Annotated in this window: 23 protein-coding genes; 14 read left to right on the top strand and 9 right to left on the bottom strand. The window is 68.3% G+C overall.

The window, feature by feature from the left end:
• Nucleotides 1–9: 9 nt before the first annotated feature.
• From ACIHAO_RS41835 to ACIHAO_RS41805, 7 genes are all read left to right on the top strand, one after another.
• Nucleotides 10–4,830 (top strand): amino acid adenylation domain-containing protein, encoded by a 4,821-nt coding sequence (locus tag ACIHAO_RS41835; RefSeq protein WP_396567707.1) that lies wholly within the window; start codon nucleotides 10–12, stop codon nucleotides 4,828–4,830.
• Nucleotides 4,827–5,801 (top strand): thiamine pyrophosphate-dependent dehydrogenase E1 component subunit alpha, encoded by a 975-nt coding sequence (locus ACIHAO_RS41830; RefSeq protein ID WP_396567705.1) that lies wholly within the window; start codon nucleotides 4,827–4,829, stop codon nucleotides 5,799–5,801. Before ACIHAO_RS41835 ends, ACIHAO_RS41830 begins: the two co-directional genes overlap by 4 nt.
• A complete protein-coding gene (locus ACIHAO_RS41825) occupies nucleotides 5,798–6,781 on the top strand; it encodes an alpha-ketoacid dehydrogenase subunit beta (RefSeq protein ID WP_396567703.1) in 984 nt (327 codons plus the stop codon). Before ACIHAO_RS41830 ends, ACIHAO_RS41825 begins: the two co-directional genes overlap by 4 nt.
• Before the next feature lie 7 nt (nucleotides 6,782–6,788).
• Nucleotides 6,789–7,370, top strand: a complete 582-nt coding sequence (locus ACIHAO_RS41820; RefSeq protein WP_396567701.1) for a TIGR03086 family metal-binding protein — start codon at nucleotides 6,789–6,791, stop codon at nucleotides 7,368–7,370.
• 117 nt (nucleotides 7,371–7,487) lie between these two features.
• On the top strand, nucleotides 7,488–8,018 hold the full coding sequence (locus ACIHAO_RS41815) for a hypothetical protein (protein WP_396567699.1): 531 nt from the start codon (nucleotides 7,488–7,490) through the stop codon (nucleotides 8,016–8,018).
• A gap of 505 nt (nucleotides 8,019–8,523) precedes the next feature.
• Nucleotides 8,524–9,144, top strand: a complete 621-nt coding sequence (locus ACIHAO_RS41810; protein ID WP_396567697.1) for an SRPBCC family protein — start codon at nucleotides 8,524–8,526, stop codon at nucleotides 9,142–9,144.
• Nucleotides 9,145–9,166: 22 nt separating this feature from the next.
• The gene (locus ACIHAO_RS41805; protein WP_396567695.1) at nucleotides 9,167–9,748 is read left to right on the top strand and encodes an adenylate kinase; all 582 of its coding nucleotides are present in this window, start codon (nucleotides 9,167–9,169) and stop codon (nucleotides 9,746–9,748) included.
• Here ACIHAO_RS41805 and ACIHAO_RS41800 read toward each other — a convergent pair.
• On the bottom strand, nucleotides 9,745–10,218 hold the full coding sequence (locus ACIHAO_RS41800; protein ID WP_396567693.1) for a GNAT family N-acetyltransferase: 474 nt from the start codon (nucleotides 10,216–10,218) through the stop codon (nucleotides 9,745–9,747). The genes ACIHAO_RS41805 and ACIHAO_RS41800 overlap by 4 nt on opposite strands.
• A 180-nt stretch (nucleotides 10,219–10,398) precedes the next feature.
• Here ACIHAO_RS41800 and ACIHAO_RS41795 point away from each other — a divergent pair, with 180 nt between their 5' ends.
• Genes ACIHAO_RS41795 through ACIHAO_RS41780 form a run of 4 tightly spaced genes read left to right on the top strand, consistent with a single transcriptional unit; the run spans nucleotide 10,399 to nucleotide 12,980 of the window.
• Nucleotides 10,399–10,977: a YbaB/EbfC family nucleoid-associated protein gene (locus ACIHAO_RS41795; RefSeq protein WP_396567691.1), complete on the top strand. Its 579-nt coding sequence runs from the start codon at nucleotides 10,399–10,401 to the stop codon at nucleotides 10,975–10,977.
• On the top strand, nucleotides 10,974–11,306 hold the full coding sequence (locus ACIHAO_RS41790; RefSeq protein ID WP_396567689.1) for a type VII secretion target: 333 nt from the start codon (nucleotides 10,974–10,976) through the stop codon (nucleotides 11,304–11,306). The genes ACIHAO_RS41795 and ACIHAO_RS41790 overlap by 4 nt, the downstream gene beginning before the upstream one ends.
• The gene (locus ACIHAO_RS41785) at nucleotides 11,303–12,544 is read left to right on the top strand and encodes a hypothetical protein (protein ID WP_396567687.1); all 1,242 of its coding nucleotides are present in this window, start codon (nucleotides 11,303–11,305) and stop codon (nucleotides 12,542–12,544) included. The genes ACIHAO_RS41790 and ACIHAO_RS41785 overlap by 4 nt, the downstream gene beginning before the upstream one ends.
• A 58-nt stretch (nucleotides 12,545–12,602) precedes the next feature.
• Complete coding sequence (locus ACIHAO_RS41780) at nucleotides 12,603–12,980, top strand: RidA family protein (protein WP_233599163.1); 378 nt, start codon at nucleotides 12,603–12,605, stop codon at nucleotides 12,978–12,980.
• Nucleotide 12,981: 1 nt separating this feature from the next.
• Here ACIHAO_RS41780 and ACIHAO_RS41775 read toward each other — a convergent pair whose 3' ends face one another.
• The gene (locus ACIHAO_RS41775; protein WP_396567684.1) at nucleotides 12,982–13,686 is read right to left on the bottom strand and encodes an SDR family NAD(P)-dependent oxidoreductase; all 705 of its coding nucleotides are present in this window, start codon (nucleotides 13,684–13,686) and stop codon (nucleotides 12,982–12,984) included.
• Nucleotides 13,687–13,771: 85 nt separating this feature from the next.
• Between ACIHAO_RS41775 and ACIHAO_RS41770 the strand changes: the two genes are divergently transcribed.
• From ACIHAO_RS41770 to ACIHAO_RS41760, 3 genes are read left to right on the top strand one after another with little or no spacing between them, the layout of a single operon-like run.
• A complete protein-coding gene (locus ACIHAO_RS41770; protein ID WP_396567682.1) occupies nucleotides 13,772–14,389 on the top strand; it encodes a TetR/AcrR family transcriptional regulator in 618 nt (205 codons plus the stop codon).
• A gap of 49 nt (nucleotides 14,390–14,438) precedes the next feature.
• The gene (locus ACIHAO_RS41765) at nucleotides 14,439–15,032 is read left to right on the top strand and encodes a hypothetical protein (protein ID WP_396567680.1); all 594 of its coding nucleotides are present in this window, start codon (nucleotides 14,439–14,441) and stop codon (nucleotides 15,030–15,032) included.
• 29 nt (nucleotides 15,033–15,061) lie between these two features.
• Complete coding sequence (locus ACIHAO_RS41760) at nucleotides 15,062–15,643, top strand: hypothetical protein (protein ID WP_396567678.1); 582 nt, start codon at nucleotides 15,062–15,064, stop codon at nucleotides 15,641–15,643.
• Between the two features lie 249 nt (nucleotides 15,644–15,892).
• Here the strand turns inward: ACIHAO_RS41760 and ACIHAO_RS41755 are convergent, their stop codons facing one another.
• The 7 genes from ACIHAO_RS41755 to ACIHAO_RS41725 form a co-directional block, all read right to left on the bottom strand.
• Nucleotides 15,893–17,083: an ATP-grasp domain-containing protein gene (locus ACIHAO_RS41755; RefSeq protein ID WP_396567676.1), complete on the bottom strand. Its 1,191-nt coding sequence runs from the start codon at nucleotides 17,081–17,083 to the stop codon at nucleotides 15,893–15,895.
• On the bottom strand, nucleotides 17,080–18,135 hold the full coding sequence (locus ACIHAO_RS41750; RefSeq protein WP_396567674.1) for a cysteine synthase family protein: 1,056 nt from the start codon (nucleotides 18,133–18,135) through the stop codon (nucleotides 17,080–17,082). Before ACIHAO_RS41750 ends, ACIHAO_RS41755 begins: the two co-directional genes overlap by 4 nt.
• On the bottom strand, nucleotides 18,132–19,115 hold the full coding sequence (locus ACIHAO_RS41745) for an ABC transporter substrate-binding protein (protein ID WP_396567672.1): 984 nt from the start codon (nucleotides 19,113–19,115) through the stop codon (nucleotides 18,132–18,134). The genes ACIHAO_RS41750 and ACIHAO_RS41745 overlap by 4 nt, the downstream gene beginning before the upstream one ends.
• Entirely contained in the window at nucleotides 19,112–19,900 is a 789-nt protein-coding gene (locus ACIHAO_RS41740; protein ID WP_396567670.1) for an ABC transporter ATP-binding protein, read from the bottom strand. Before ACIHAO_RS41740 ends, ACIHAO_RS41745 begins: the two co-directional genes overlap by 4 nt.
• On the bottom strand, nucleotides 19,900–20,994 hold the full coding sequence (locus ACIHAO_RS41735; protein WP_396567668.1) for a FecCD family ABC transporter permease: 1,095 nt from the start codon (nucleotides 20,992–20,994) through the stop codon (nucleotides 19,900–19,902). The genes ACIHAO_RS41740 and ACIHAO_RS41735 overlap by 1 nt, the downstream gene beginning before the upstream one ends.
• Complete coding sequence (locus ACIHAO_RS41730; protein ID WP_396567666.1) at nucleotides 20,975–21,715, bottom strand: class I SAM-dependent methyltransferase; 741 nt, start codon at nucleotides 21,713–21,715, stop codon at nucleotides 20,975–20,977. The genes ACIHAO_RS41735 and ACIHAO_RS41730 overlap by 20 nt, the downstream gene beginning before the upstream one ends.
• A gap of 208 nt (nucleotides 21,716–21,923) precedes the next feature.
• The gene (locus ACIHAO_RS41725) at nucleotides 21,924–22,937 is read right to left on the bottom strand and encodes a helix-turn-helix domain-containing protein (protein ID WP_396567664.1); all 1,014 of its coding nucleotides are present in this window, start codon (nucleotides 22,935–22,937) and stop codon (nucleotides 21,924–21,926) included.
• Nucleotides 22,938–23,037 lie beyond the last annotated feature (100 nt).

Here is a 23,037-nt window from a genome sequence, read left to right as displayed (position 1 = left end):
GAGAAATCGATGAGGTTGTCGCTCGGACAGGAGCGGCTGTGGCTGGTGCAGCAACTCGACCGGACCAGCGCCGCGTACAACATCCCGATCGTCCTCCGATTCCACGACGGCGTCGATTTCGAAGCGCTCGACAAGGCACTCGGCGCGCTCGTCGACCGTCATCCGGTGCTCCGCTGGCGGTTCGTCGTGGACGGATCGGGGACACCCGCCGCCGTACCGACCCCTGGCTTCCGCATCCCGGTGGCGCGGCGGACCGCGGGGCCGGGTGAGAACGAGTGGCAGAAGCACACGGCCGACCTGGTCAGTGAACCGTTCGATCTCGCGGCGGCGCCGCCGGTACGCGCGATGGTGGTCGAATGCGCCGACGGATCGGCCGTGCTGTGCCTGGTGAACCACCACATCATCACCGACGGGCGGTCCATCCAGATCGTGACCGAGGACGTCGTCAGGCTCTACCGGTCGGAGACCCTCGCACCGCTCGACGTGACCTACGAGGAGTTCGTCGCGGTGCAGCGCGCCGGCACCGGCTCGGGGGCGGAGCATCTCGACTACTGGCGGCGTGAGCTCGACGGCTTCGAGCCGCTGCGGCTGCCGACGGACCGGCCGCGCACGGGTAATCCCGGTTTCGCGGGCGACCACGTCGATTTCGAATTCCCCGCCGAGCTCACGAAGGCTTTCAGTGCCTTCGCCCTGCGGAATCGCTGCGCGCTCTCCAGTGCCGTGGCCGCGGTGTTCCAGGCCCTGTTGTCCCTCCATTCGGGACAGGAGGACGTCACGATCGGCACGGTGCTGGCCGGTCGCGACGACCGCCGGTTCGCCGACGTCCTCGGCTTCTTCGTCAACACCGTGGTGCTGCGCACGCACATCACCCCGTCGATGTCGTTCCGCGAGCTGCTGAAGGTGGCGCGGACCAAGATGGTCGACGCCTACGCGCATCAGCAGGCGCCGTTCGACCAGGTGGTCGCCGAGGTCCGGCCCGAACGGGACGCCGGCCGCAACGCGATCTTCGACGTCGTGGTGGTGCACAACGGGGAGCTCCCCACTCCCGGCGAAGGCGAGATCTCCAGCGTGCCGTGGGCGGGGGTCGCGACCCGGTTCGATCTGGAACTGGTCACCCACCTGCAGGACGGCAAACTCCACGGTTCACTGGTGTTCCGCACCGGTCTTTTCGACCGCTCCACCGCCACGCGGCTCGTCGGCAGGCTCGTCCGGCTCGTCGAACACACGCTGGAGCACCCCGACGAGCCGATTTTCGAGGCACTGCGCGGACAACTGGACTACTGGCGGAAACAGCTCGACGGCGTGCCCGCGGCCTTGGAACTGCCGACGGATCGCGCACGCCCGCCGATGGCGGCCTACCGCGGCGACTCGCTTCCCTTCACCGTGGATCCCGGCGTGGCCGAGAGCCTCCGCGAGCTGAGCGGTCGTCACGGCGTCACGCCGTTCATGACGCTGCTGGCGGCCTTCGACGTCGTCCTGTCCCGCTACGCGCGCACCACGGACGTGACGGTCGGTGTGCCGACGACGGAGCCGCCGACCGGGTTCGACGCCAAGATGCTGGTGCTGCGCACCGATCTTTCGGGCGATCCCACCTTCGCGGAGCTGCTGGGCCGGGTACGGGAGACCACGGTCGGCGCGTACGCGAACCAGAACATCCCCTTCGAGCGTCTCGTCGAGGAACTGGCGCCCAGGCGGGACTTCAGCCGCAACCCGCTCGCCCAGGTCGTGTTCCGGCTGGTGGACGGGCCATTGCCGGAAGTCTCGCCGGTCGGCTCGAAAGCGGAACCGTTCGATCTCGAATGCCAGGTGGCGGACTCCGGCGGCGTGCTGGAAGCGCGGATCGACTACAACGCCGAGCTGTTCGACCGGGTCACGATCGAACGCTTCACCGGGCACTTCCGGCGGCTGCTCGCGTCCGTCGCCGCCGAACCGGAGCGGCCGCTTTCGGCGTGGTCGATGATGGACGACTCCGAAATCCGCCGGCTGACGGATGACTGGAACGACACGACCGAGGCGTTGCCGTCTCCGGCGACCGTGCCCGCGGTGTTCGCCGAGCAGGTCCGCGTCCGTCCACAAGCGACAGCCCTGGTCTGCGGTGACGATTCCCTGACCTACGCCGAACTCGACGTCCGGTCCAACCGCCTCGCGCACCGGTTGCGCACCCTGGGCGCCGGGCCGGAAACGGTCATCGGCGTCTGCCTGCCCCGCTCCATCGGGCTGATCACCGCATTGCTCGCGATCCTCAAGACCGGCGCCGCGTATCTGCCGATCGACCCCGCGTATCCCGAGGAACGCCAACGGCTCCTGCTCACCGACGGCGGAGCGCGGCTGGTGATCGCGACCGAGCTGATCGGTGACCCGACCCTCGACGAGGAGCCGGAGACCGCGCTGGAGACCGGCGTGGGGCCGCGCGATCTCGCGTACGTCATCTACACCTCCGGCTCGACCGGACGCCCGAAAGGCGTGGAAATCGAGCACCGGTCGATCATCCGGCTCGTCACCGGGCTGCCGGAGGGCATCCTCGGCCCGGACGAAGTGGTCCTGCACGCCTCGGCGATCTCCTTCGACGCCGCCACGTTCGAGATCTGGGGTGCCCTCCTCACCGGCGCCACCTGCGTCATCTCGACCGAACGGGTGCTCACCGCCCGGCCGCTCGCGAACGCGATCACCCGGCACCGGATCAGCACGGCGTGGCTGACCTCGTCGTTGTTCAACCACATCGTCGACGAGGACACCTCGGCGCTGAGCGGGCTTCGCCGTCTGCTCGTCGGCGGCGAAGCGCTGTCGGTCAACCACGTCCGCCGCGCGGTCGCCGCATTGCCGGGCACGCGGCTCTTCAACGGCTACGGCCCCACCGAATGCACCACGTTCGCCACGTGTCACCCGATCCCCTCGCCTGTTCCCGAGGACGTCACCGGAATCCCCATCGGCCGTCCGCTCGGCAACACGCGTGTGTACGTCCTCGACGAGCGCGGCGAGCTCGCGCCGACGGGAGTGCCGGGAGAACTCCACGTGGCCGGACCCGGTGTCGCGCGGGGCTATCGAGGACAGCCGGAACTCACCGAGAAGCAGTTCGTCCCCAATCGCCACGACACCACCAGTGATCGGCTGTACCGGACCGGCGACATCGTCCGCCACAACGCCGACGGCGACATCGAGTACCTCGGCCGCGTCGACGACCAGGTCAAGATCCGCGGCTTCCGCATCGAACCCCGCGAGATCGAAGCCGCACTTCTGTCCACAGAGGACATCTCGCAGGCTGCCGTCATCGCCCGCGAAGACGGCTCCGGACAGAAGAAGCTCGTCGCCTACGTCAAGGTGTCGGACGCTCTCGACGACAACGCATTGCGTACTCGCCTGCGTAGCGTGCTGCCGGAGTACATGGTGCCCGCGGCGTTCGTGTCGCTTCCCGAACTCCCGTTGACCATCAACGGAAAGCTGGATGTCCGGGCGCTCCCCGAACCCGTGGGCGAAACCCGGGCGGACGACGCCGCTCCCCCGCGCAACCCGACCGAGGAGAAGCTGGCGGCGATCTGGGCCCAGGTCCTCGGCCGCGAAACCGTCGGCAGGGACGAAAGCTTCTTCGACGTCGGCGGGCACTCGCTGAAGGCCGCGCAACTCGCCGTCCGGATCGGGGAGACCCTCCGGATCGACCTGCCGTTGCGGACGCTGTTCGAGCGGCCCACGATCGCGAAGCTGGCCGAAGAAATCAACGGCGAGCGGCGGATCAACGCTCGCTCGTTCGATCCGGAGGCCGTACTGCGCGGGGTCCTCCCGGACCGGCTGCCACCCCGCGAGCCCGGTGCTTCGGGGATCCTGCTCACCGGGGCCACCGGCTTCGTCGGGGCGTACCTGGTCCGCGAGTTGCTCGCACGGAAGAACGTGCGCGTGCACTGTCTCGTCCGCGCGGCCGACGAAGAGGCGGGATGGCAACGGCTACGCGAGAACCTGGACCGCTATGGCCTGTGGGACGAGGTCGACCCCGAGCGGATCACCGTCGTTCCTGGCGATCTCGCCGCACCCGGGCTCGGCCTCACCGCCGAGACCTTCGCGCGGCTCGCGGGCGAAATCGACCTGATCTGCCACAACGGCGCGTGGGTCGACGCGCTCTCCAGCTACGAACAGCTAGCAGGCGCCAACGTGGGCGGCACCCGCGAACTGATCCGGCTCGCGGCGACCACCCGGCTCAAGCGGCTTCAGTTCGTGTCGACCATCTCCGCAGGCGAGGAAAACGGTTCCCGCAGCGGTTACGCGGAGACCAAGTCGCACGCGGAGCAGCTGATCACCACCGCGTATGACCGTGGGATGCCGGCGGCGATCTACCGGCTCCCCCGGATCGTCGGCGACTCGCGCACCGGACAAGGGAACACGCGCGACATCATGCTGCGAGTGCTGCGGATCATTCTCGAACTCGGCTGCGCACCCGACACCGAGATCGAGGAACCGTGGATCGCGGTGGACGAAACGGCGGGCGCGCTCGCCAGGCTCGGCATGGAGGAGCAGCAGGACGGCAGCCGGTTCGTGCTGGCGAGCCGTCGGCCGATGCGGCTCACCCACCTGGTCGAACTCCTGCGGAGCACCGGCACGGAGATCGGCGTCCGGCCGGTGGCGGACTGGCTTTCGTTGCTCGAAGCCCATTCCCCCGAGGAGCACGCCATCCTCAAGTTGCTGTTCGAGTCCACTTCGGATACTTCTCGCAACGGCGTGCCGAGCAGCGCGTTCGACTCGATCGTCGTGCCCAGCCCCGACGACGGCGCACTGCTTCGCTACGTCGACCGAATGCTCGTCCGGACCTCCGCAGAAGGCACAGAAGGGCTGTCGCGAAAATGACCAGTGAAAACCGGATGGCCCTGTACCGGTCCATGAAACAGATCCGGGAGTTCGAAGAGCGCTGCCTGGCGATGGCCATCGCCGGTGAGATCGACGGCGGCATCCACCCGTACATCGGGCAGGAAGCGGTCGCCGTGGGCATCTGCGCGAACCTGACCGACCGGGACTTCATCACCAGCACGCACCGGGGACACGGGCACGTGCTGGCGAAGGGCGCGGATCCGCGCCGTCTGCTCGCCGAACTCCTCGGCACCCTCGAAGGCTTCAACAAGGGCCGCGGCGGGTCGATGCACGCCGCGGACATGAAGCTGGGCATCCTCGGCGCCAACGGGATCGTCGGTGCCGGCGGGGCGATCGCCTCCGGCGCCGCCTGGGCCGCCAAGGCGCGCGGGAACTCGGAGGTCGTCGTCAGCTTCTTCGGCGACGGGGCGATGAGCCAAGGTGTCCTGCTGGAAGCCTTCAACCTGGCCGCGATCTGGTCTCTGCCGGTGCTGTTCGTCTGCGAGAACAACATGTACGCGACGAGCCTCAAACTCGAATCGGGGCTCGCGGGCGGCGCGGCACGGCGCGCGGAAGGCTTCGGGATGGTCGCGCGCACGGTCGACGGCATGGACGTCGAGGCGGTGGCGGAGGCCGCGGCCGAACTCGTCGAAGGATGCCGCGCGGGCCATGGCCCGGCGTTCCTGGAATGCCAGACGTACCGGTTCTTCGGGCATCACTCCGTGCTCGAACTCCTGGGCGTCGAGTTCCGCGATCCCGAGGAAGTCGCCCTCTGGCGCGAGCGGGATCCGATTCCCCTGCTGGGAGGTCAGCTCAGCGATGACGTCGTCGCCGAGATCGACGCCGCCGTGAAGAAAGAAATCGACGAGGCGGTCGAGTTCGCGAAGAACGCCCCGTCGCCCGATCCGAAGGACGCATTGATGTACCTGTACGCGGGAACGACCGCCGTCCGGCCTGGGGTGATCCTGTGAGCGAGCTGCCTTCTCCGTCGAACTTCGGCTACATGCACGCGATGAACCTCGCCCTGCACGCCGAAATGGCGGCCGACGAAGACGTGTTCCTGCTCGGCGAAGACGTCGGCGTCGGCGCGAGCGGGGTCACCTCGGGGCTGCTGCCCCGGTTCGGCCCGGAGCGAGTGCTGGACACGCCGTTGTCCGAACAGGCCTTCACCAGCTTCGGGACCGGCGCGGCGATGGCGGGCAAGAAGCCCGTGATCGAATTCCAGATCTCCTCGCTGATCTACCTGGTGTTCGAGCAGATCGTGAACCAGGCCCACAAGTTCTCCCTGATGACCGGCGGGCAGGTGCAGATCCCCGTCACGTATCTCGTCTCCGGTTCGGGTTCGCGGTTCGGCTGGGCGGGCCAGCATTCGGACAATCCGTACAGCCTGCTCGCCCACGCGGGGATCAAAACGGTCGTCCCCGGCCTGCCCGCGGACGCGTACGGGCTGCTGCGGTCGGCGATCCAGGATCCCGACCCGGTCGCCGTGTTCGCCCCGTCGTCGTTGCTGGGAGCGACGGATGTGGTCTACGGGGGCGAAGAGGACATCGTCCCGCTGGGCGAGGCGAACGTCGTCCGGGAGGGCGGCGACCTGACGGTGGTGGCGGTCGGCCAGCACGTCGGTACGGCGATCGAGGTCGCCGAAAGCCTCGGCGGCCGGGCCGAAATCGAGATCATCGACCCGCGGACGGTATACCCCTTCGATTGGGAATGCCTCCGCAAATCGGTCGACAAGACCGGGCGCCTGGTCGTGATCGACGACTCGAACCGCATGTGCGGGCTCGGGGCGGAGATCGTCGCGACGGCGGCCGAGGAGTTCGACCTGGTCGCGCCGCCGAGGCGGGTGTGCCGCCCGGACGGCACCGTCATCCCGTACGCCCTCGCGCTCGACAAGGCCCTGGTGCCGGGACCCGAACAGCTGCTGGCCGCCATCAACGCGACGCTGAAATGAGGTGCCCGTGAACGAGATTCCGGACCGCTACCGGCGGACACAGGACGCCTTCGACGCCGTACTCGCGGCCGTGCCGGAAGACCGGTGGCACGCGGCGTCGGCGTGCGAACACTGGACGGTGCGAGACGTGACAGGCCACGTCATCTGGGGCCTGGAGGTGCTGCGGCAGCACGCGGGCGGCCAGGAATTCACGACGGAGCACGGGCCCGCGGGCTCCGAGAAACCCGGCGAACTGGCCGGCGACGACCCGCTCGCCGAATGGCGCGCGACACGCTCCGCGACCGACGCCGTCGTCACCGGCGAGATACTCGACCGGCCCGCCCCGGCGTGGTACGTGGCCAACCGTCCCGATGCGACGGTCACCGGCTACCTGGCCCTGCTCACCTTCGACACCCTGGTCCACACCTGGGACATCGGCTCCGCGCTCGGCATGGACGTACGCATGGACCCCGATCTCATCGCGCCGTCGTTCTCCCTCGCCCGGCTGATCATCAGCCGCACGCCGGGCACCTTCGGCCCCCGGCTGAAGCCCCCCGCGGACGCCGACGCCCAGGCCCGCTTCCTGGCCTTCCTCGGCCGCTCGACCTGAGTTCCGCCTCCAATCACGCGAGTTCCGCCTCCAATCACGTGAGTTCGGTCCTCCTTGAGGGATCCAGGTCCCTCAAGGAGGCCTTCACGGACTTCTGTCTCGCTTATGCTGCCCGGCGTGTACTCACCGATCCCCGTCCTGAACGAGCTGAAGGACCTCTACGACTCGGCCGGCGACTTCATCGCCGATGGCTTCGAGCTGCACGACTACGACGACAAGGACCGCTTCCCCAAGGAGCTGGACGACCCGGAGTTCCTGTCCCGCGTGATTCCCTTCGCCCAGGCGAACGGGAGCGGCTCGACGTACGCGATCTGGCGAACCGGCGACGAGACGGACCTCGCCCTGTCGCCCGTCGTGGTGTTCGGCGACGAGGGCGGCGAACAGGTCGTCGCCCGCGACTTCCGGGATTTCCTGCGGCTGCTGGGCTACGACGGTGAGGTCATGGTCGACCACGACTCGGCCGACTACTTCCGCGAGGAAGACGACGATCACAGCGGCTCGCACGAAGAGTTCGTCAAATGGCTCCAGGAGCGGGGCCTGACACCGGCCGAAGACCCGGACGCCATCGTGGCCGCCGCCCAGGAGGTCCACGGGGAGCGGTTCCGAGCGTGGATCACGCCGTTCTACGAGCGGATCGGCTGGGTCTGACCAGTAAATACCTATGTGATTCCGGGTGCGGTTGATCTCAACCCCGGTCGGTAACCGCCACTCGCCCCGCATGCACCAGCAGCCACAGCGGCTGCGCGTGAAGGCCTCCGGTCGGGCGCTCGCGTGAGTGGTCGCGGTGGTGGGGATGCCGATGCCGGGCTCTCGGAAGCGCTGAAGGACCCGCTCGCTCATCTTCGCGTCTCGTGAGTGCGATAGGGCCGGCCGTGTTCTAGATGCTTACGGCGGCTGGGTCGGGATCGTAGGTCCGTGAGGGGCTCCTTCCCTACTCTCAGGGTAGGGAAGGAGCCCCTCACTACCCGCCGAGGCGATTGCCAGGACGGCGCTCCTTGTGTCCAGAAGCCAAACTTCGCGTGACTGGAGCCCGAACTCTCGCGGCGTTAGACCCTCTCACCTTTCCTCTTGACGTTAGCCGTCGGCTCGCTATAGGCTCTAACCATAGCGAGAGCGACTAACAGAGCGGCTCGCGAACAAGAGGAGAAGGATCATGTTCGGTACCTCAAGCCGTCGGCTCGCCGGCCTGCTCACGGTTCCACTGGCCCTCGCCGGCGTGCTCGGCGCCACCGCACCCGCCCAAGCTCACGGCCACAAACCGACTTCCCTGACCTGCCAAGGAAAAGGCATCGACCGCGCTGCCAAGGTGCACTACCGGACCGAGACCTTCATCAAGGCGCCGCTGCGCACCGTCTGGAACCTGCAGACCGACGTGGAGGCCTGGCCGTCGTGGCAGAATCCCGTCCTCCCCGTCACCATGAAACGCCTGGACGACGGCCCGTTCCGCAAGCATTCCCGGTTCCAGTGGACCATTCCCGTCCCGCCCGGCATGCCGTACCCGCCCGGGGACGTGACCATCGTTTCCACCGTCCGGCAGCTCCAGTCCGGCAAGTGCATCCGCTGGACCGGGCCGCTCGACGGCCCCGGAGGCATGCACATCGACGGCGTCCACGTCTGGACCTTCGTCAAGGTTCCCGGCGGCGTCATCGTCCGCACCGAAGAGAGCCACACCGGCCCCCAGGTCGACAAGGACGTTCCCAACTCCACCGCGATGCTCGGACAGGGCCTCGAAGTCTGGTTGAAGGACCTGAAAACGGCCGCCGAAAAGCGGTAGCGATGGTCCCTATGCTCACGGCATGGAGATCATGGGGCCGGACGACGCTCTTCCCGGACGCCGGATCCGGCGGGTCGCGGTGGCGGGTCCCGCGGGATCCGGCAAGTCGACGCTGGCGCGAACCCTGTGCGAGCGCATGGAGTTGCCGTTCGTCGAGTTCGAGTCCTTCTTCCACGCGCCTGGCTGGACGGTGCGGGAGACCTGGCAGGCCGACGTCCTGGAGTTCCTCACCGGCGACGAGTGGGCCATCGAATGGCAGGGCGAAGAGGTCCGGGAGCGGATGACCGAGCGGTTGGACGTCCTCGTCTGGCTCGATCATCCCCGTGCGCTGACCGTGGCACGCACGGTCGTCCGGACGCTGAAACGTCGGATGGGGCGCGGATCGAAGATCGCCGGCGGCAACGTCGAAGGCCTTCTGTACACGTTCTTCACCGATGGCGACCACATCGTCAAGCTCGCCTGGCGCTATCACCCGATGATCCGAGCCCGCGTGCGCAAGGTCATCGCCGAGAACCGGTATCCGGACCTCGTCATCGTCCGTCTGCGTGGCCAGCGTCAGGTCGACCGCTGGCTCGACGGGGCGTTCGCCCGCAACCTCCGCTAGCGAAGTTCACGGACTCGCCAAACCACACCGAGCCGGGCGTCGATCCGCTCCACCTTGAAACCCTCGCGCTCGTAGAAGGCTCCCGCGCGTTCGTTGGCCACGAAATGCTCGATGTACAACCGTTCCGTGCCCGGCGGCAACTGTCCGATGAGGACATCGAGCAGTCGCCTGCCCAACCCGCCGCCTCGGTGACGAGGGTGCACGTACAGCTTGTAGATCACGTGCTCCGCACCGTCGAGCCCGCGCTGTCCGACACCCACCAGGTGCCCGCCGTCGTCGGCGATCACCACCGAACCGCGGGCCACGGCGCCCGCGACGTTCGTCTCGTTCCACCACATCCGCACCTGCCGGGCCGCGGCTTCTTCGCCGATCAGCGGCGTGTAATGGGCTCGGACGTGCTCCTCGCCGAAGCGGCAGATGGCCATGACGTCGTCTCGATCGGCGTCCCGCACGACCGGTCCGGTTCCCATCGCGGTCCCTCTTCCAGGCTCTGCCCCGAACTACCACCGCCGGAGGACCTTTCGGGCAATCCCTGATCATCCGGGTTGTCCGAACGCCTGCGCGATGGTAACGATACGTGACGATCTCTGGCAGTTCCGCGGAGCGCCTCGTCGACCTCGCACCCCATCCGAACCGAGCCAAGGCGACGTATGCAACCCAATTTCGACGCAGGTGAGGACTTCGCGCTTCTTTTGGAGCGAGAGGCCAAGAAACTCCAGGAAAAAGCCGAAGCCCTGACGGCCGCGTTCACCTCCTCCGCGTCCACCGTGCGGTCCGCCGACGGCTCGGTGACGGTGACGGTCGAGGCCAACGGCTCGCTGAGCGCGATCGAGTTCGGCAACCGGGCCACCGCGCTGGGACCCGCGCGGCTCTCCTCCCTGGTCATGCAGACGGTGCGCGAGGCCCAGCGCAAGACCGTCGAGAAGGTGACGGAGTCGTACACCGAGATCAACGGCAACGACGAGGCCGCCGAACTGGTCCGCACGTTCCTGCCGAAGGTCGAGGACGAGGAAGACGCCCCGGAGAACCCCGAGCAGGACAAGTGGGCTCCCGAGGCGCACCACGAGGATCCGCGTCCGCAGGCGGGCTTCCGGCCGCCGCCGCCCCCGCCGCAGGCAGGCCCCCCGATGCCGCCGCAGCCGGGCCGTCCCGTACGGCCGCCGAATCCCCCGGCGCCGCGAACCCGGCGACCGGCCTCCCCCGACGACGATGAAATGAGCCCGTGGTGAGCGGATTCGGTGTCAAGACGGAAGCCATGACCGAGTTCGCCGGTCACCTCGACAAACTCGAGGACGCGCTGCGGAAGAGCGCCGACATGGTGGGCAGTTGCGTCGCGGATCCCGGCATTTTCGGCATCTTCGGCGGCCAGATCTACGGCGCCGGCGCGAGCATGCACTGCGGGAAGGCGCGGGACCACCTCAACAAGTACTCGGAGAACGTGCAGGAGTTCTCGGACAGGGTGCGCGAGGCCGCGAAGAAGTACGACGCCAACGAGCAGGAGACGGAGAAGCTGATCACCGACGCCGGCAAGGGTATCGACGAGGTGAAGGTCAAGTGAGCGACGAATACAGCCGCAACGACTTCGGGAACAACACCGGCACCAAGGCCGACGACTTCAAGGACGAGAACCGCAGTTTCCTCGCGGGCAGCGGGGACACCGCGGGCGCGGGCTTCTTCGATTCCGCGTTCTCACTGAAGAAAGCCGTCGACGACGGCGACAGCCTCAGCATCGGGCTGGCCTCGGCGGGGATGGCGATCGAGGTCCTCGGCATGGTCGTCGACCCGATCGGGTCGCTGCTCACCGCCGGGATCGGCTGGCTGATCGAGCACATCGTCATCTTCCGCTGGCCGCTGGACTTCCTGATGGGTGACCCGAAGGGCATCGAGGCGGCCAAGACGGCGATCTACAACGAGGGCAAGGCCGTGAAGGAGTGGTCGGAGGACCACGCGGCCGCCACCAAGAAGTTCATGGAGAAGTGGGACGGCGAGGCCGCCGACAAGTTCCGTGCCGACATGGAGGGCGTCGCCGCCCAGATCGACGCGCTCGCCGAGTACGTCAATTTCGCGGGCAAGCAGATGGGGATCGCCGGTGCCGTCATCGGCGCGGTCCGCGGCATCGTCCGCGACATCATCGCCATGACGCTGGCCGGCATCCTCAAGGCCGCCATCGTGGCGGTGGCGCTGGCGCCTATCACCTTCGGCGGTTCGATCATCGCGGCGATCGCCTCCATCATGACCACGGTCGCCGTGGCGATCGCCAAGATCGCCAAACAGATCGCCGACACGGCCAAGAAGCTCGCCGAGATGATCAAGATCCTGGCCAAGACGCGCGGGGCGGCGGACGACGTCGTGAAGCTGACCCTCGGCGGCGGCAAGGTCACGTTGCCCAAGCCGAAACCCGGTGGTGGCACGCCGATGCCCGGCGGCAAGAAGCCGATCGAAGGCCCGCCCGCCAAACCGTCTGACACCACTCCGGAAGCAACGCCCAAGCCTCCTCGGGAAAAGCTCAGCGACATGCCCCTCCGGGTCGTGCGCGAGAAGCTGACGAAGGTGCTGGAGGGGCGCCCCGAGGCGGCGGACATCTTGAAGCGGTTCGACTACTGGAACAGCTTCCCGATCGGCGACCTGCACAAGAGGTTCCCGAAGGTGGCGGACGCGATCGAGAAGACGACCAAGATCCTCAGCGACCCGACCTACGGCGCTTCGGGCATGGCCGGGAAGACCATCGTCGAACTGACGAAGGCCATCCCGCCGGCCGTGAACGAGAAGCCGCCGGAGGACAAGGAAGAGAAGTGAGCATCGGCGGCCCCGTACCGGTTTCGGTACGGGGCCGCTTTGTGCTTTCGTTCGGTCCATGACTGAACGGGTGAACATCTCCTCCGGCGGGGACTTCGAGCGGGTCTTCGGCTACAGCCGGGCGGTGCGCGTCGGCGAGCACATCCACGTTTCCGGGACGACGGCACGGGAACCCGCGCGTTCGGGTGACGCGTACGAGCAAGCCACGGCCGTGCTTTCGATCATCGAGACCGCGCTGCGGGACGCCGGTTCGAGTCTGGTCGCGGTGGTCCGCACGGTCACCTACGTGACCGACATCAAGGACGCCGAACTCGTGGCGCGGGCGCACCGCGAAGCCTTCGGTGACGTGCTTCCCGCGGCCACGATGGTCGAGGTCTCGGCGTTGCTCGACCCGAAGATGAAGGTCGAGATCGAGGCCTACGCCATCGAAAAGTAGGTCACCTCCCGAACGAACCGACCAGCGCCTCGGGAGCTTCGCGCGTCTCGTAGAGCTTCCAGAAGGCATCGGCGAAGACGTCGGGATGGATCACCTCGGGCTCGAAGTCCAGCGGGCTCGAGGTGAGCACCCGATGCGGCACACTGCCCTCGATCAACGCGCCGACGTTGACGGCTCCGGCGTAAACGCCCTTCTCGGCGAGCACGGAGTTCAGGTTGAGGAAGTAGTTCCGCAGCGCGGCCTGCGCCATGCCGACGTTGCCGAGGAAGGGCGCCGGGTGCAGACCGGATTGCCCGGCGGTGAACAAAATCGCGCCGTCGCCACGTTCGGTCATGGCCGGCAGCACGGCCCGCACCAGCGCCACCGCGGACACCAGGAAGCGGTCGAGGATGAGCCGGAGGTTCTCCGGGTCCACGTCGAGCACCGGCACGATGCCCTCTCCCATGGTCCCGCCGCCGGGATTGAACGCCACCGCGTCGATGCGGCCGATGGCGGTGACGGCGGCCGCGAGCTGTTCGGGCTCGTAGACGTCGGCGACGAACCCGCTCGCTTCGATGCCGTCCTCGGCGAGTTCGGCGACGAGCGCGTCGAGGTTCTCGGTGGTGCGCGCGACGAGGGCTGCACGGAAACCCTCGCGGCCGAAGCGACGCGCGAGCGAAAGTCCCAGCACCGGTCCGGCGCCGAAGATCGCGAACGTCTTGGTCATGGCTCCTCCAGGAGAATTAAGTTGAGGTTCCCCTCAACTTATACCCGTAACTTGAGGGAACCTTCAACTTGACTACGATGACGCCATGGCCAAACCTCTGCGGAAGGACGCCCAGCGCAACCGCGACCTGCTGGTGGAGGCCGCGAGAGGGCTCTACGCGGTGCGCGGCCTCGACGTCCCGCTCGAAGAGATCGCGAAGACGGCAGGCGTCAGCATCGGCACCCTGTACAACCACTTCCCCCAGCGCGCGGATCTGGTGAACGCCGTGTTCGCCGACCGGACCGCGATCGTCGCGGAACTGGCCGAACACGCGCTCTCCCTCGACGACGCCTGGGCCGGGTTGACGTACTTCGCCGAACGGATCTGCGAACTCCAGGCCGCCGATCGCGGTTACAACGAACTCGCCTCGACGCGTCCGCCGCAGACCGAAGATCTCGAACGCGGCTACGAACTCATGACCAGGATCGTCGAGCGAGCCAAGGAAAGCGGTGACCTGCGCGCCGACTTCACCCTCGAGGACATGGCCTTCGTGACCTGGGGGATCGCGCGCACCGTGGAGGCGACCGCGGCCGTGCGCCCAGAAGCATGGCGACGCCACCTCGCGCTCCTGCTCGACGGCATGCGGGCCACGGCCGCGAACCCACTGCCGGAACCGCCGTTGCTACCCGGCGAACTCGCGCGGCTCATGGGGCACTGCGGCTGAGGGCAACCCGCGGGCCCTCCGGTGCGTGTTCACCCCGGAGGGAGATCCGATGAAGACGAAACTCCTGCTCTTTTCCCTGGTGGGTGCCCTGTTCGCGGTTTCGGCCTGTTCGGGTGGGCCGTCTGCCGCACCTGCGACGGTCACCGTCACCCCGCCATCACCGTCATCACCGACTTTGCCGTCGCCCGCCGGGGCCGATCCGAAGGCCGTCGCCTGGCTCGACGGCGTGTGCGGCGCGGTGTACGGCTACTTGAAGGCCCACGACGAATACTCACGCAAACAGAAGTCGGGAATCGAAGTCACCCGTGGCGCGCTGAAGGAAGAACTCGGGATCCGCGCGGGATTCGCGGGCAAGGTCGTCGATGACCTGGCCGCGCTGCCCCCGTCACCGATTCCCGGCGGTGACGGGGTGAAGAAGTCCCTTGTGGACCGATACGCCGCGGCGAGGGACGCGGCGACCGCGGGCAAGCAGCGCCTGGAGAAGTCCGGCAACGAAGCCGCCATGGACGCCGCGATCAAGGCGATGGACGCCACGCAGAAGCCGGTCACGGAAACCCCGGATCTCCTGCCCGCGCTCAAAATCGAGACACCGGACCTGATGGCCGTCGCGGCCGAGGCCAAGAGTTGCGCTTCTCCCCACTGACCGAAGCTTCACCGCGAACGGAGTCTCCGATGAAGACGAAAGTACTGCTCGTTCCCCTTGCCGTGGCCCTGTTCGCGATGACGGCCTGCTCGGGCGAGCCACCGCCTGCCGCCGCACCTGTGACGGTCACCGCCGCCCCGTCGTCTTCGGTACCCGCCGCCCCGGACGCCAAGACCGTCGCGTGGCTCGACGGGATGTGCGGCGCGCTGTACGGCTACGTGAAGGCCAGCAACGATCACGCGAGCAAACAGGCGTCGGGCGTCGAAGTGACGCGAAGCTGGCTGAGCGAAGACCTCGGGGTGCGCGCCGGACTCGCGGACAAGGTCATCGGCGAGCTGGCCGCGCTGCCGCCGTCACCGGTCCCCGGCGGCGACGAGGCCAAGAAGTCCATTGTGGACCGCTACACCGCGGCACGGGACGCGGCGGCCGACGGCAAGCGGCAGCTCGACGCGTCGAAGGGACAGGCCGCGCTGGACCAGGGACTCAAAGCCCTTGAAGCGGCCCAGAAACCGCTGACGGAAACGACCGATCCCTTCGCTGCCGTCAAGATGGACACCCCGGACTTGGCAGCCGCCGCCGCGGCCGCCAAGAAGTGCGTCCCCGCCTCCTGACCCACTCCTCGGCGAGAGTTCCGCCCCCAATCACGCGAGTTCGCCTTCCAATCACGCGAGTTCGCCGCCTAATCACGCGAGTTCGCCGCCTAATCACGCGAGTCCCGTGCCGAGACACGCGAATCACGCCAAACCTCGCGTGAGCGGCAAGGACAGCGACCAAGATCGGCGCGTTCCGGGGCCCGGCCCTAGGTCGCGAAAGCCACTTTCGGGACGCCTAGCGTCGCGAAAGTGGCTTTCGCGACGCCCTCAAGACTCGATCTCCGGCGTGATCCCGCCCGCCGCGGCGAGCGCGCGATGCAGTGCCAGTTCCGCCGTCGGTCCTTCGGCCAGCACGATCCCGGTGCAGGACCGCTGATCCGTGAGGTGCCGGATCTCGTCACCGGGGCTCGCCGTCGGATACCACTCCGGCGCGCCCGGGAGGCCGGGCAGCCTGTCGAGCCCCGACCAACCCTTCAGCACACCTTCCGTGGCCGGGTACGCCAGGACGAAACCGATCCCAGGTCCCCCACCGACGTCCTGGGTCAGCAAAGCGGGTTCCTCGCCCAGCGCCATGGCGATCATCGCGGAGTAGACGTTGGTGTCCAAAGAGCGGCACAGCGCCTCGCCGAGCATCGCCCCGCCGATCCGGATGTTGATTTCGACGACCTCCGGCCCGTCTGCGGTGAGCACGAATTCGGTGTGCGCGAAGCCCTGGTCGTGTCCGGCGGCCTTGAGTACCCGGCCGATCCAGTCGGCCAGTCCGGCGTATTCGGCCTCGGGGAACGCCACCGGGAACGCGGCGGCCTCCTCACGTCGTACGGGTTCGGGCGACAGCTGACGGGAGAGGATCCCGAGCAGCCGCGTCCTTCCTTGCCAGGTGACGGTTTCCGCGCTGTAAAGCGGTCCGGCGAAATACGGTTCGGCGATCAGATGGCCCTTCAGTGGCGTTTCCTTCGCCTCCAGCCTGGCTCGCTCGAGTTCCGCCTCGTCACGAACGAGCCACACCCCGCGTGACGACGTTCCCGACGAATCCTTGGCCACCAAAGGAAACCCGAGCTCCTCGGCGACCAAGGCGGGTACCGGGCGGCCGCGGGTGAGCCCGTGTTCGTACAGCAGATCGCGCACGGCCCCCTTGTCCCGCAAGACACGGACGGCGGCCGCGTCGGGGCCCGGCAGGCCCAGCCGGGCGGTGAGTTCCGCGCCGGGAAGCGCCCACGTGTCGGTCGAGTTGATGATCCCGGCGAGGTCCGGGATGGCACGCAATGCCGCTTCGCAGGCCACGATGTCGGTGGTGTCGATGTCGACGACCTCGACCCTGTCCGGCCCGAGGGTGCCGAGTTCGTACCGGTAGATGTCGCGGTTTCCGGTGAACAGCACCAGTTTCCGCCCGGCCTCCGCCGCGGCGTCGGCCAGCCTGCCCAGGCCGAATGTCAAGGCTTCCAACAAAACGACGGTCACGACGCCCGCTCCTTCCGGTACAGCGGCTGCGCGGGTATCCCGAAGCGGCGGCGACTCCAGTCCATCGCCGCCCACGGCAGGGCGAGTTCGTCCAGTGAAGCGATCTCGCGCGGCGCGAGCCCCGCCGGGTCGACCGCTTCCCGATGCCGGGCGAAAACCCTTGCCGTGTAGCGATGCCCGGTGTCGGCGCCGATCACGACGTGCGTCCGATCCGGGTTCCGCGCCGCTTCCCAGCCCGCGACGAGGTACGCGGCACCGGTGGAAAGCCCGGCGAAGACGGCGTGGTCGCGCATCAGGCCGACGGTCGCGGCCATGGCGTGCACGAAGTCCAGCCAGTGGATCCGGTCGTACAGTGTGTGATCGACGTTGCCGAACGGGATGGCGGACCCGATCCCCGCGATGATCGCGTCCGGATCGGTGAACCGCTCGCTGCCGAAGGTGACGCTGCCGAACGGCTGGACGCCGGCGAGCCGGACGTCCGGATCGCGTTCGCGCAGCGACCGCGCGATCCCGCCGGTCGACGCGCCGGTGCCGACACTGCCGACGACGGTGAGCGGCCCGGACGGCAGCGCGCGGGCGACGAGATCGGCGACCTCGCCGTACCCCAGGTAGTGCACGGGATCGTGGTACTGGCGCATCCAGTGCATCCCCGGATGGCGTTCCAGCAGTTCGTGCACGCGCGCGACACGGCGCCGCTGGTCGAGCCGGAGGTCGTCCGACGGCGGCATCTGGTCCACCGTCGCGCCCAGGATCTCCAGCTGCGAACGCATGGTGAGGTCGACCGTGGTGGACGCGACGATATGGCAGCGCAGGCCGTAACGGTGACAGGCCATCGCCAGCGCGAGCGCGTAGATCCCACTGGAGCTGTCGATCAGCGTCTGTCCTTTTCGGACGGTACCGGCGGCGAGCAGCGATCGGACGGCGCCGAGCGCCGCGTAGACCTTCAGGGTTTCGAAGCGGATCAGCACGACGTTCGGCTTGAGCCGGATCAACGCCGGTGTCTTGATCGCGTCGGTGACGTGTTCGTGGACCAGCGCGGACATCGCGTTCACCGGCCGATCGAGCGCAGGTACGCGGCCAGTGATTCGGCGCCCGCCGCGTTGCGCGGGCCGCTCACGAGGTCCCCGTAGGAGACGACATGGAAGCGGTTGTCGCGCACGGCGGGCGTGTTCTTCAGCTGTGGCGCCGATTTGATGAACGCGATCTTGTCCTTCGCGGGCTGGTCCGCATAGTCCACCACGACGATCACCTCGGGCTCGGCCTTCACCACCGCTTCCCAGCCGACGCTGCCCCAGCCGTCCTGGAGGTCGCGGAAGACGTTGGTCCCGCCCGCGGCGTCGATGATGTCGTTGGGAGCAGCGTGTTTTCCGGAGGTGAAGGGCTGGTCGGTGCCGGAGTCGTAGACGAACACCTTGGCGGGCGGGGTCTTCGGTGCACCGGCTCGGACCTTGTCGAAGCGTGCCTTGAGTTCCGTGACCAGTTCGTCGGCCCGCTGGCGGACGCCGAAGATGTCGCCGAGATTGCGCAGGTCGGTGTAGAGCGCCTCGAGTGGCGTCACCTCCGACTTCGCGGCCGGATACTCCCAGCAGGTCTCGGTGTGGAGATAACTCCGGATGCCGACCTGCTCCAGTAGCTTCGGCGTGATCCCGCGTTCCTCGCTGAAGCCCGAGTTCCAGCCCGCGATCACCCAGTCCGCCTTGGCGTTGACCAGGATTTCGCGGGTGACCCGCGAGGTGCCGAGCCGTTCGGCCTTGGCGTAGTCGTCCTTCCACGGCGACCCGGCGATCGACGGATCGCCGAGCGAGTTCATCACGTAACCGCGCATCCGGCCGGCGAGGCCGAGCGCGAACATCTTCTCGGCGCCGGAGACGTCGTAGGCCACCGGGCGCTGGGGCGCCGGGAAGGTGACCTGCGCGCCGCAGTTGGTCACCGTGGCCTGTGCCGGTGCGGCCGGTCCGGCCTCGACCTGGGCACCGCAGGCGCTCAGGAGCAGCGCCGCGGCGAAAAGCGCGGTCACCCTGGACGGCTTCATCGTGTGATCCCCTCGGTTTCATCGGCGGGAAGGTCGTACAGCAACTGGAGCGCCCCGGTCACGGGATGGGTCACCTGGGTGACCTCGACGCCGAACACGGCGCGGACCGTCTCGGGCGTGAGCACTTCGGCCGGGGTTCCGCAGGCGGCGAGCGATCCGCCGCGCAGCAACGCGATCCGATGGCAGACGGCGGCGGCGAGGTTGAGATCGTGCAGGGCGACGAGCACGGTGAGCCCGCAGTCACGCAGGAACTTCAGCAGTTCCACCTGGTGGCGGACGTCGAGATGATTGGTCGGCTCGTCGAGGACCAGCACTTCCGGTTCCTGGACGAGCGCCCTCGCCACCAGCACCCGTTGCCGTTCGCCACCGGAAAGTGTCAGCACACTGCGCTGGGCGAGATGGGTGATGTCCATCCGCCGCAACGCTTCCCGGCACAGCGCGCGTTCGCGGGCCGACAGCCGGAGGTTGCCGCGCTGATGTGGCGACCGGCCGAGCGCGACGACCTCCTCGACGGTGAAGTCCAGATCCGCCCGGCTGTCCTGGGTGAGCGCGGCGATCCGGCGGGCGGTGTCGCGCAGGCCCTGTTCCGCCAGGTCGACGCCGTCGAGCAGGACGGCGCCGCCGGACGGGGTCAGCGCCCGGTAGACGCAGCGCAACGCCGTCGACTTGCCGCTGCCGTTGGGGCCGAGGAGGCCGACGACCTCGCCCGCGCCGACGTCCAGGCCTAGTTCGCGGATCAGCGTCGATCCGGCCACCTCGACGGAAAGTTCGCGCAGGGACAGCATCAGCGACCCCCGAACGCGTAGCCGCGGCGCCGCATCACGACGAGGAACACCGGGACGCCGATCAGCGCGGTGATCACGCCGAGCGGCAGTTCCTCCGGCGCGACGAGGGTGCGGGCGAGCAGATCGACCCACACCAGGAAGACCGCGCCCACCAGCGGCGCGAGCGCCAGCACACGGCGATGCCCCGAGCCGGCGATCATCCGCACCACATGCGGCAGGACCAGCCCGACGAAACCGATCGAGCCGCTGACCGCCACCAGCAGACCGGTGACGACCGCGGTGAGCAGGAAAAGCCAGCGGCGCAAGGCCGCCGCGTCGGTGCCGAGGCTCATCGCGGTCTCGTCACCCATGGACAGGACGTCGAGCGCGGTGCCGTACCGCAGCAGGACCACGATCGCCACGGCCACCCCGAGCGCGGCCAGCGGCAGGGACGCCCAGGTCGCCGCGCCGAGGCTGCCCAGCAGCCAGAACAGCACGGTCTGCGCGGCCTGGCCGCTCGGCGAGAGGTAGACGAGCACGCTCATCACGGCTTGGAAGGCGTAGGTGAGCGCGACCCCGGTGAGCACGAGACGCAACGGTGTCAGGCCGAATTTGCTGCGGGCGGCCAGATAGACGAGCGCCGTCGCGCCGAGCGCGCCGAGGAAGGCGGCCGTCGACAGCGCCAGCACGCCGAGCCCGGCGAACAGGCCGAACACCACGACGGCGGCGGCACCGACCGAGGCGCCCGACGAGATCCCGAGCACGAACGGGTCGGCGAGGGCGTTGCGGACCAGCGCCTGCACGGCGACCCCGACCACCGCGAGCCCCGCGCCGACCACGGCCGCCAGCAGCACCCGCGGCGTGCGGACCTGCCAGACGATCGAGTACCCGGTGACCTCGTCGCCGGTGATGGTGCCCCCGGTGATGGCCTTTCCCAGGTAGCGCAGGACATCCGGGAGAGCGACGTTGGACGGGCCGAGCGCGATGCCCGCGATCAGCGAGATCACCAGCGCCGCCGACAGCAGGAGCACCGGGCCGGTGAGCCTGAGCGGGCGTGCTGTGTCGGTGTCCGGTTCCGCGAACAGGCGGAGCGTTTCAGCCGGCACGTTCACCACGCACGATCAGGCGGCGCGCGTGGTTGTCGTACGGCGAACCGTCGAAGTCACCGAAGCACTCGACGCCGGTGAAACCCGCCGTCTCGAACAACGCCTTCAGTTCCGCCGCGCTGTACAGGAAGGACAGGATCGACGCCTGCTTCGCCGCACCGTCGCGGACCAGCGTCCATTCGGTCTTGAGGCGGGTCCAGTCGTCGAGGATGGTGTCGCGCATGAACACCGTCCCGCCGTCGACGTCGACCGCTTTCGGACGGCCGACCCAGCCCGCGAGCACCTCTTTGCCGAGCACGTCGACCAGCAGCCTGCCGCCGGGCGCGAGGCTCGCGTAGGCGTTTCGCAGCACGGTGAGGTTGTCGCCGGGCTCGGTGAAGTAGCCGAACGACGTGTACATGTTGATGATCAGGTCGTACGCGCCGGGCTCGGCGTACTCGAGCATGTCGGCCTGGATCAGCTTCGCGGCGACTCCGGCGCTTTCACAGGCCTCTCGCGCGCGTTCGAGCATCGCCGGGCTGAGGTCGACGCCGGTCACGTCGGCGCCCTTCTTCGCCAGCGGCACGACGTGGATCGCCGGACCGCACGCCAGATCGAGCACCTTCGCGCCGTCGGCGACCTGGAGCAGCGGTGACGTGGCCGTCAGGCGTTCGGCCTCTTCGGCCCGGCTGGGCGGGAACATCACGTCCGCGAAGCCGACCCACAGGTCGTCGTCCTCGTACCAGTGCATCTCTCTCCGCTCGCCGGGCCACAGGATTCAGCCCCACAAGTCGTCGAAAGGTCGTCTCCGGTTCCCGGTTTCGCCGCCTTTCTCGTGGAGTGATCACGCGAGTGCCGGTCCAGGTGGCTCCCCGGCTCAAGTCCGTGAAGGCCTCCTTGAGGGACTCTGGGTCCCTCAAGGAGGCCTTCACGGACTTGGCGGTGACCCGGCCGCACGCTCAGGGAGGCGGGATCAGATCGATGAGGAACGTCTGGTCAGGCGCGCCGGAGCAGCGTTCCCGGACGACCTCCGTACCGGCGACGGTGTCCATGTCGCGCAGGCCGAGGCACTGGCTGGTGCCGACGGGACGGATGACGAAACGCCCCTCCTCCGTCGGACCGGCCGAGCCGATGGTGAACAACTGGTCCATACCATCGTCGTCGCAGTCGTCGCGGGGTTCGATCAGGTCGTGCCCCAGTCCCTCGTTCACGACCGTGAGGCAGCCGACCCCGCTTTCCGGATGGTGCCACTGGATCTGCACGGCGTTCTCTTCGCCGACCGGGTCGATGAACAGATGCGGCGCCGCGTCGCTGCCGCAGAGCTGCTGGGCGACGACGGTGCCGGCGTAGAGCCTGGTCCGGTCCGTCCCTTCGGCGAGACAGAACTCGGGAGAGCGGGCGGGGCGGATCTGCGCCCAGCTGCCCACCTCCCGGATGTCCAGCCCCGGCACCACGGCCGCGGTGTCCTTGCCCTTCGTGGCCGCGCCGAAGGACCGGGTCAGATAGCCGAGTGCCCCGACGAGGACGATGCTCACGACCGCGGCCACGATCAGCGGCCCACGCCAGCGCCGAGGCCGCCGCGCCGGCGGTGCGGGCTCCGGTTCCGGTTCCGGGGGGAGCGCGGGGGTCACCTTCACGTCGTCGACGAGCCGCAGCGGAACCCCCATCGCGATCCGCGTCCGGGCGCCGAGCCATCGCCGTACGTCTTCGTCGTTCAGCCCGCACGCGCGCGTGAACGTCTCCACGAACGATTCGCGGGGCAGTGTGGTCCGGCCGAGAGTGGTCGCGACCGTACTCGCCGGAAGCGTTCCCCCGAGTTCTTTCGCCCGTCCGGCCAGTTGTCGATAAGTCAATCCGGACCACGTTCTCAATACACGCAGTGCCGCTGTGAACTCAGCCGGTGAAGACGCTGAGTCCGGTGACGGAACCCCCGTCGACGACTCCCCGTCGTCGCCCCCCGCATCAACGATCATCGCTCTAGATTGACTGAACCGATCTCGACCCTGATACCGCCATTCAGCGGCGCCGGAATCTGCTGTTCGGGCCACTCGAACGATTTCGAACAAGGCCGAA

The sequence above is a fragment of the Amycolatopsis sp. NPDC052450 genome, assembly GCF_044547565.1.
In the GTDB taxonomy this organism is placed as follows: Bacteria; Actinomycetota; Actinomycetes; order Mycobacteriales; family Pseudonocardiaceae; genus Amycolatopsis.
The sequence above is the reverse complement of the archived record's forward strand: the minus strand, read 5'-3'. Positions and strand labels throughout refer to the sequence as shown.

Excerpts from the sequence above, each read along its gene's own strand:
- ACIHAO_RS41805 (WP_396567695.1), top strand. The coding sequence starts at position 9,167 with ATGGAGATCATGGGGCCGGACGACGCTCTTCCCGGACGCCGGATCCGG.
- ACIHAO_RS41810 (WP_396567697.1), top strand. The coding sequence starts at position 8,524 with ATGTTCGGTACCTCAAGCCGTCGGCTCGCCGGCCTGCTCACGGTTCCA.
- ACIHAO_RS41725 (WP_396567664.1), bottom strand. The coding sequence starts at position 22,937 with ATGATCGTTGATGCGGGGGGCGACGACGGGGAGTCGTCGACGGGGGTT.
- ACIHAO_RS41765 (WP_396567680.1), top strand. The coding sequence starts at position 14,439 with ATGAAGACGAAACTCCTGCTCTTTTCCCTGGTGGGTGCCCTGTTCGCG.
- ACIHAO_RS41730 (WP_396567666.1), bottom strand. The coding sequence starts at position 21,715 with ATGCACTGGTACGAGGACGACGACCTGTGGGTCGGCTTCGCGGACGTG.
- ACIHAO_RS41795 (WP_396567691.1), top strand. The coding sequence starts at position 10,399 with ATGCAACCCAATTTCGACGCAGGTGAGGACTTCGCGCTTCTTTTGGAG.
- ACIHAO_RS41800 (WP_396567693.1), bottom strand. The coding sequence starts at position 10,218 with ATGGGAACCGGACCGGTCGTGCGGGACGCCGATCGAGACGACGTCATG.
- ACIHAO_RS41780 (WP_233599163.1), top strand. The coding sequence starts at position 12,603 with ATGACTGAACGGGTGAACATCTCCTCCGGCGGGGACTTCGAGCGGGTC.
- ACIHAO_RS41830 (WP_396567705.1), top strand. The coding sequence starts at position 4,827 with ATGACCAGTGAAAACCGGATGGCCCTGTACCGGTCCATGAAACAGATC.
- ACIHAO_RS41775 (WP_396567684.1), bottom strand. The coding sequence starts at position 13,686 with ATGACCAAGACGTTCGCGATCTTCGGCGCCGGACCGGTGCTGGGACTT.
- ACIHAO_RS41740 (WP_396567670.1), bottom strand. The coding sequence starts at position 19,900 with ATGCTGTCCCTGCGCGAACTTTCCGTCGAGGTGGCCGGATCGACGCTG.
- ACIHAO_RS41835 (WP_396567707.1), top strand. The coding sequence starts at position 10 with ATGAGGTTGTCGCTCGGACAGGAGCGGCTGTGGCTGGTGCAGCAACTC.
- ACIHAO_RS41760 (WP_396567678.1), top strand. The coding sequence starts at position 15,062 with ATGAAGACGAAAGTACTGCTCGTTCCCCTTGCCGTGGCCCTGTTCGCG.
- ACIHAO_RS41745 (WP_396567672.1), bottom strand. The coding sequence starts at position 19,115 with ATGAAGCCGTCCAGGGTGACCGCGCTTTTCGCCGCGGCGCTGCTCCTG.
- ACIHAO_RS41770 (WP_396567682.1), top strand. The coding sequence starts at position 13,772 with ATGGCCAAACCTCTGCGGAAGGACGCCCAGCGCAACCGCGACCTGCTG.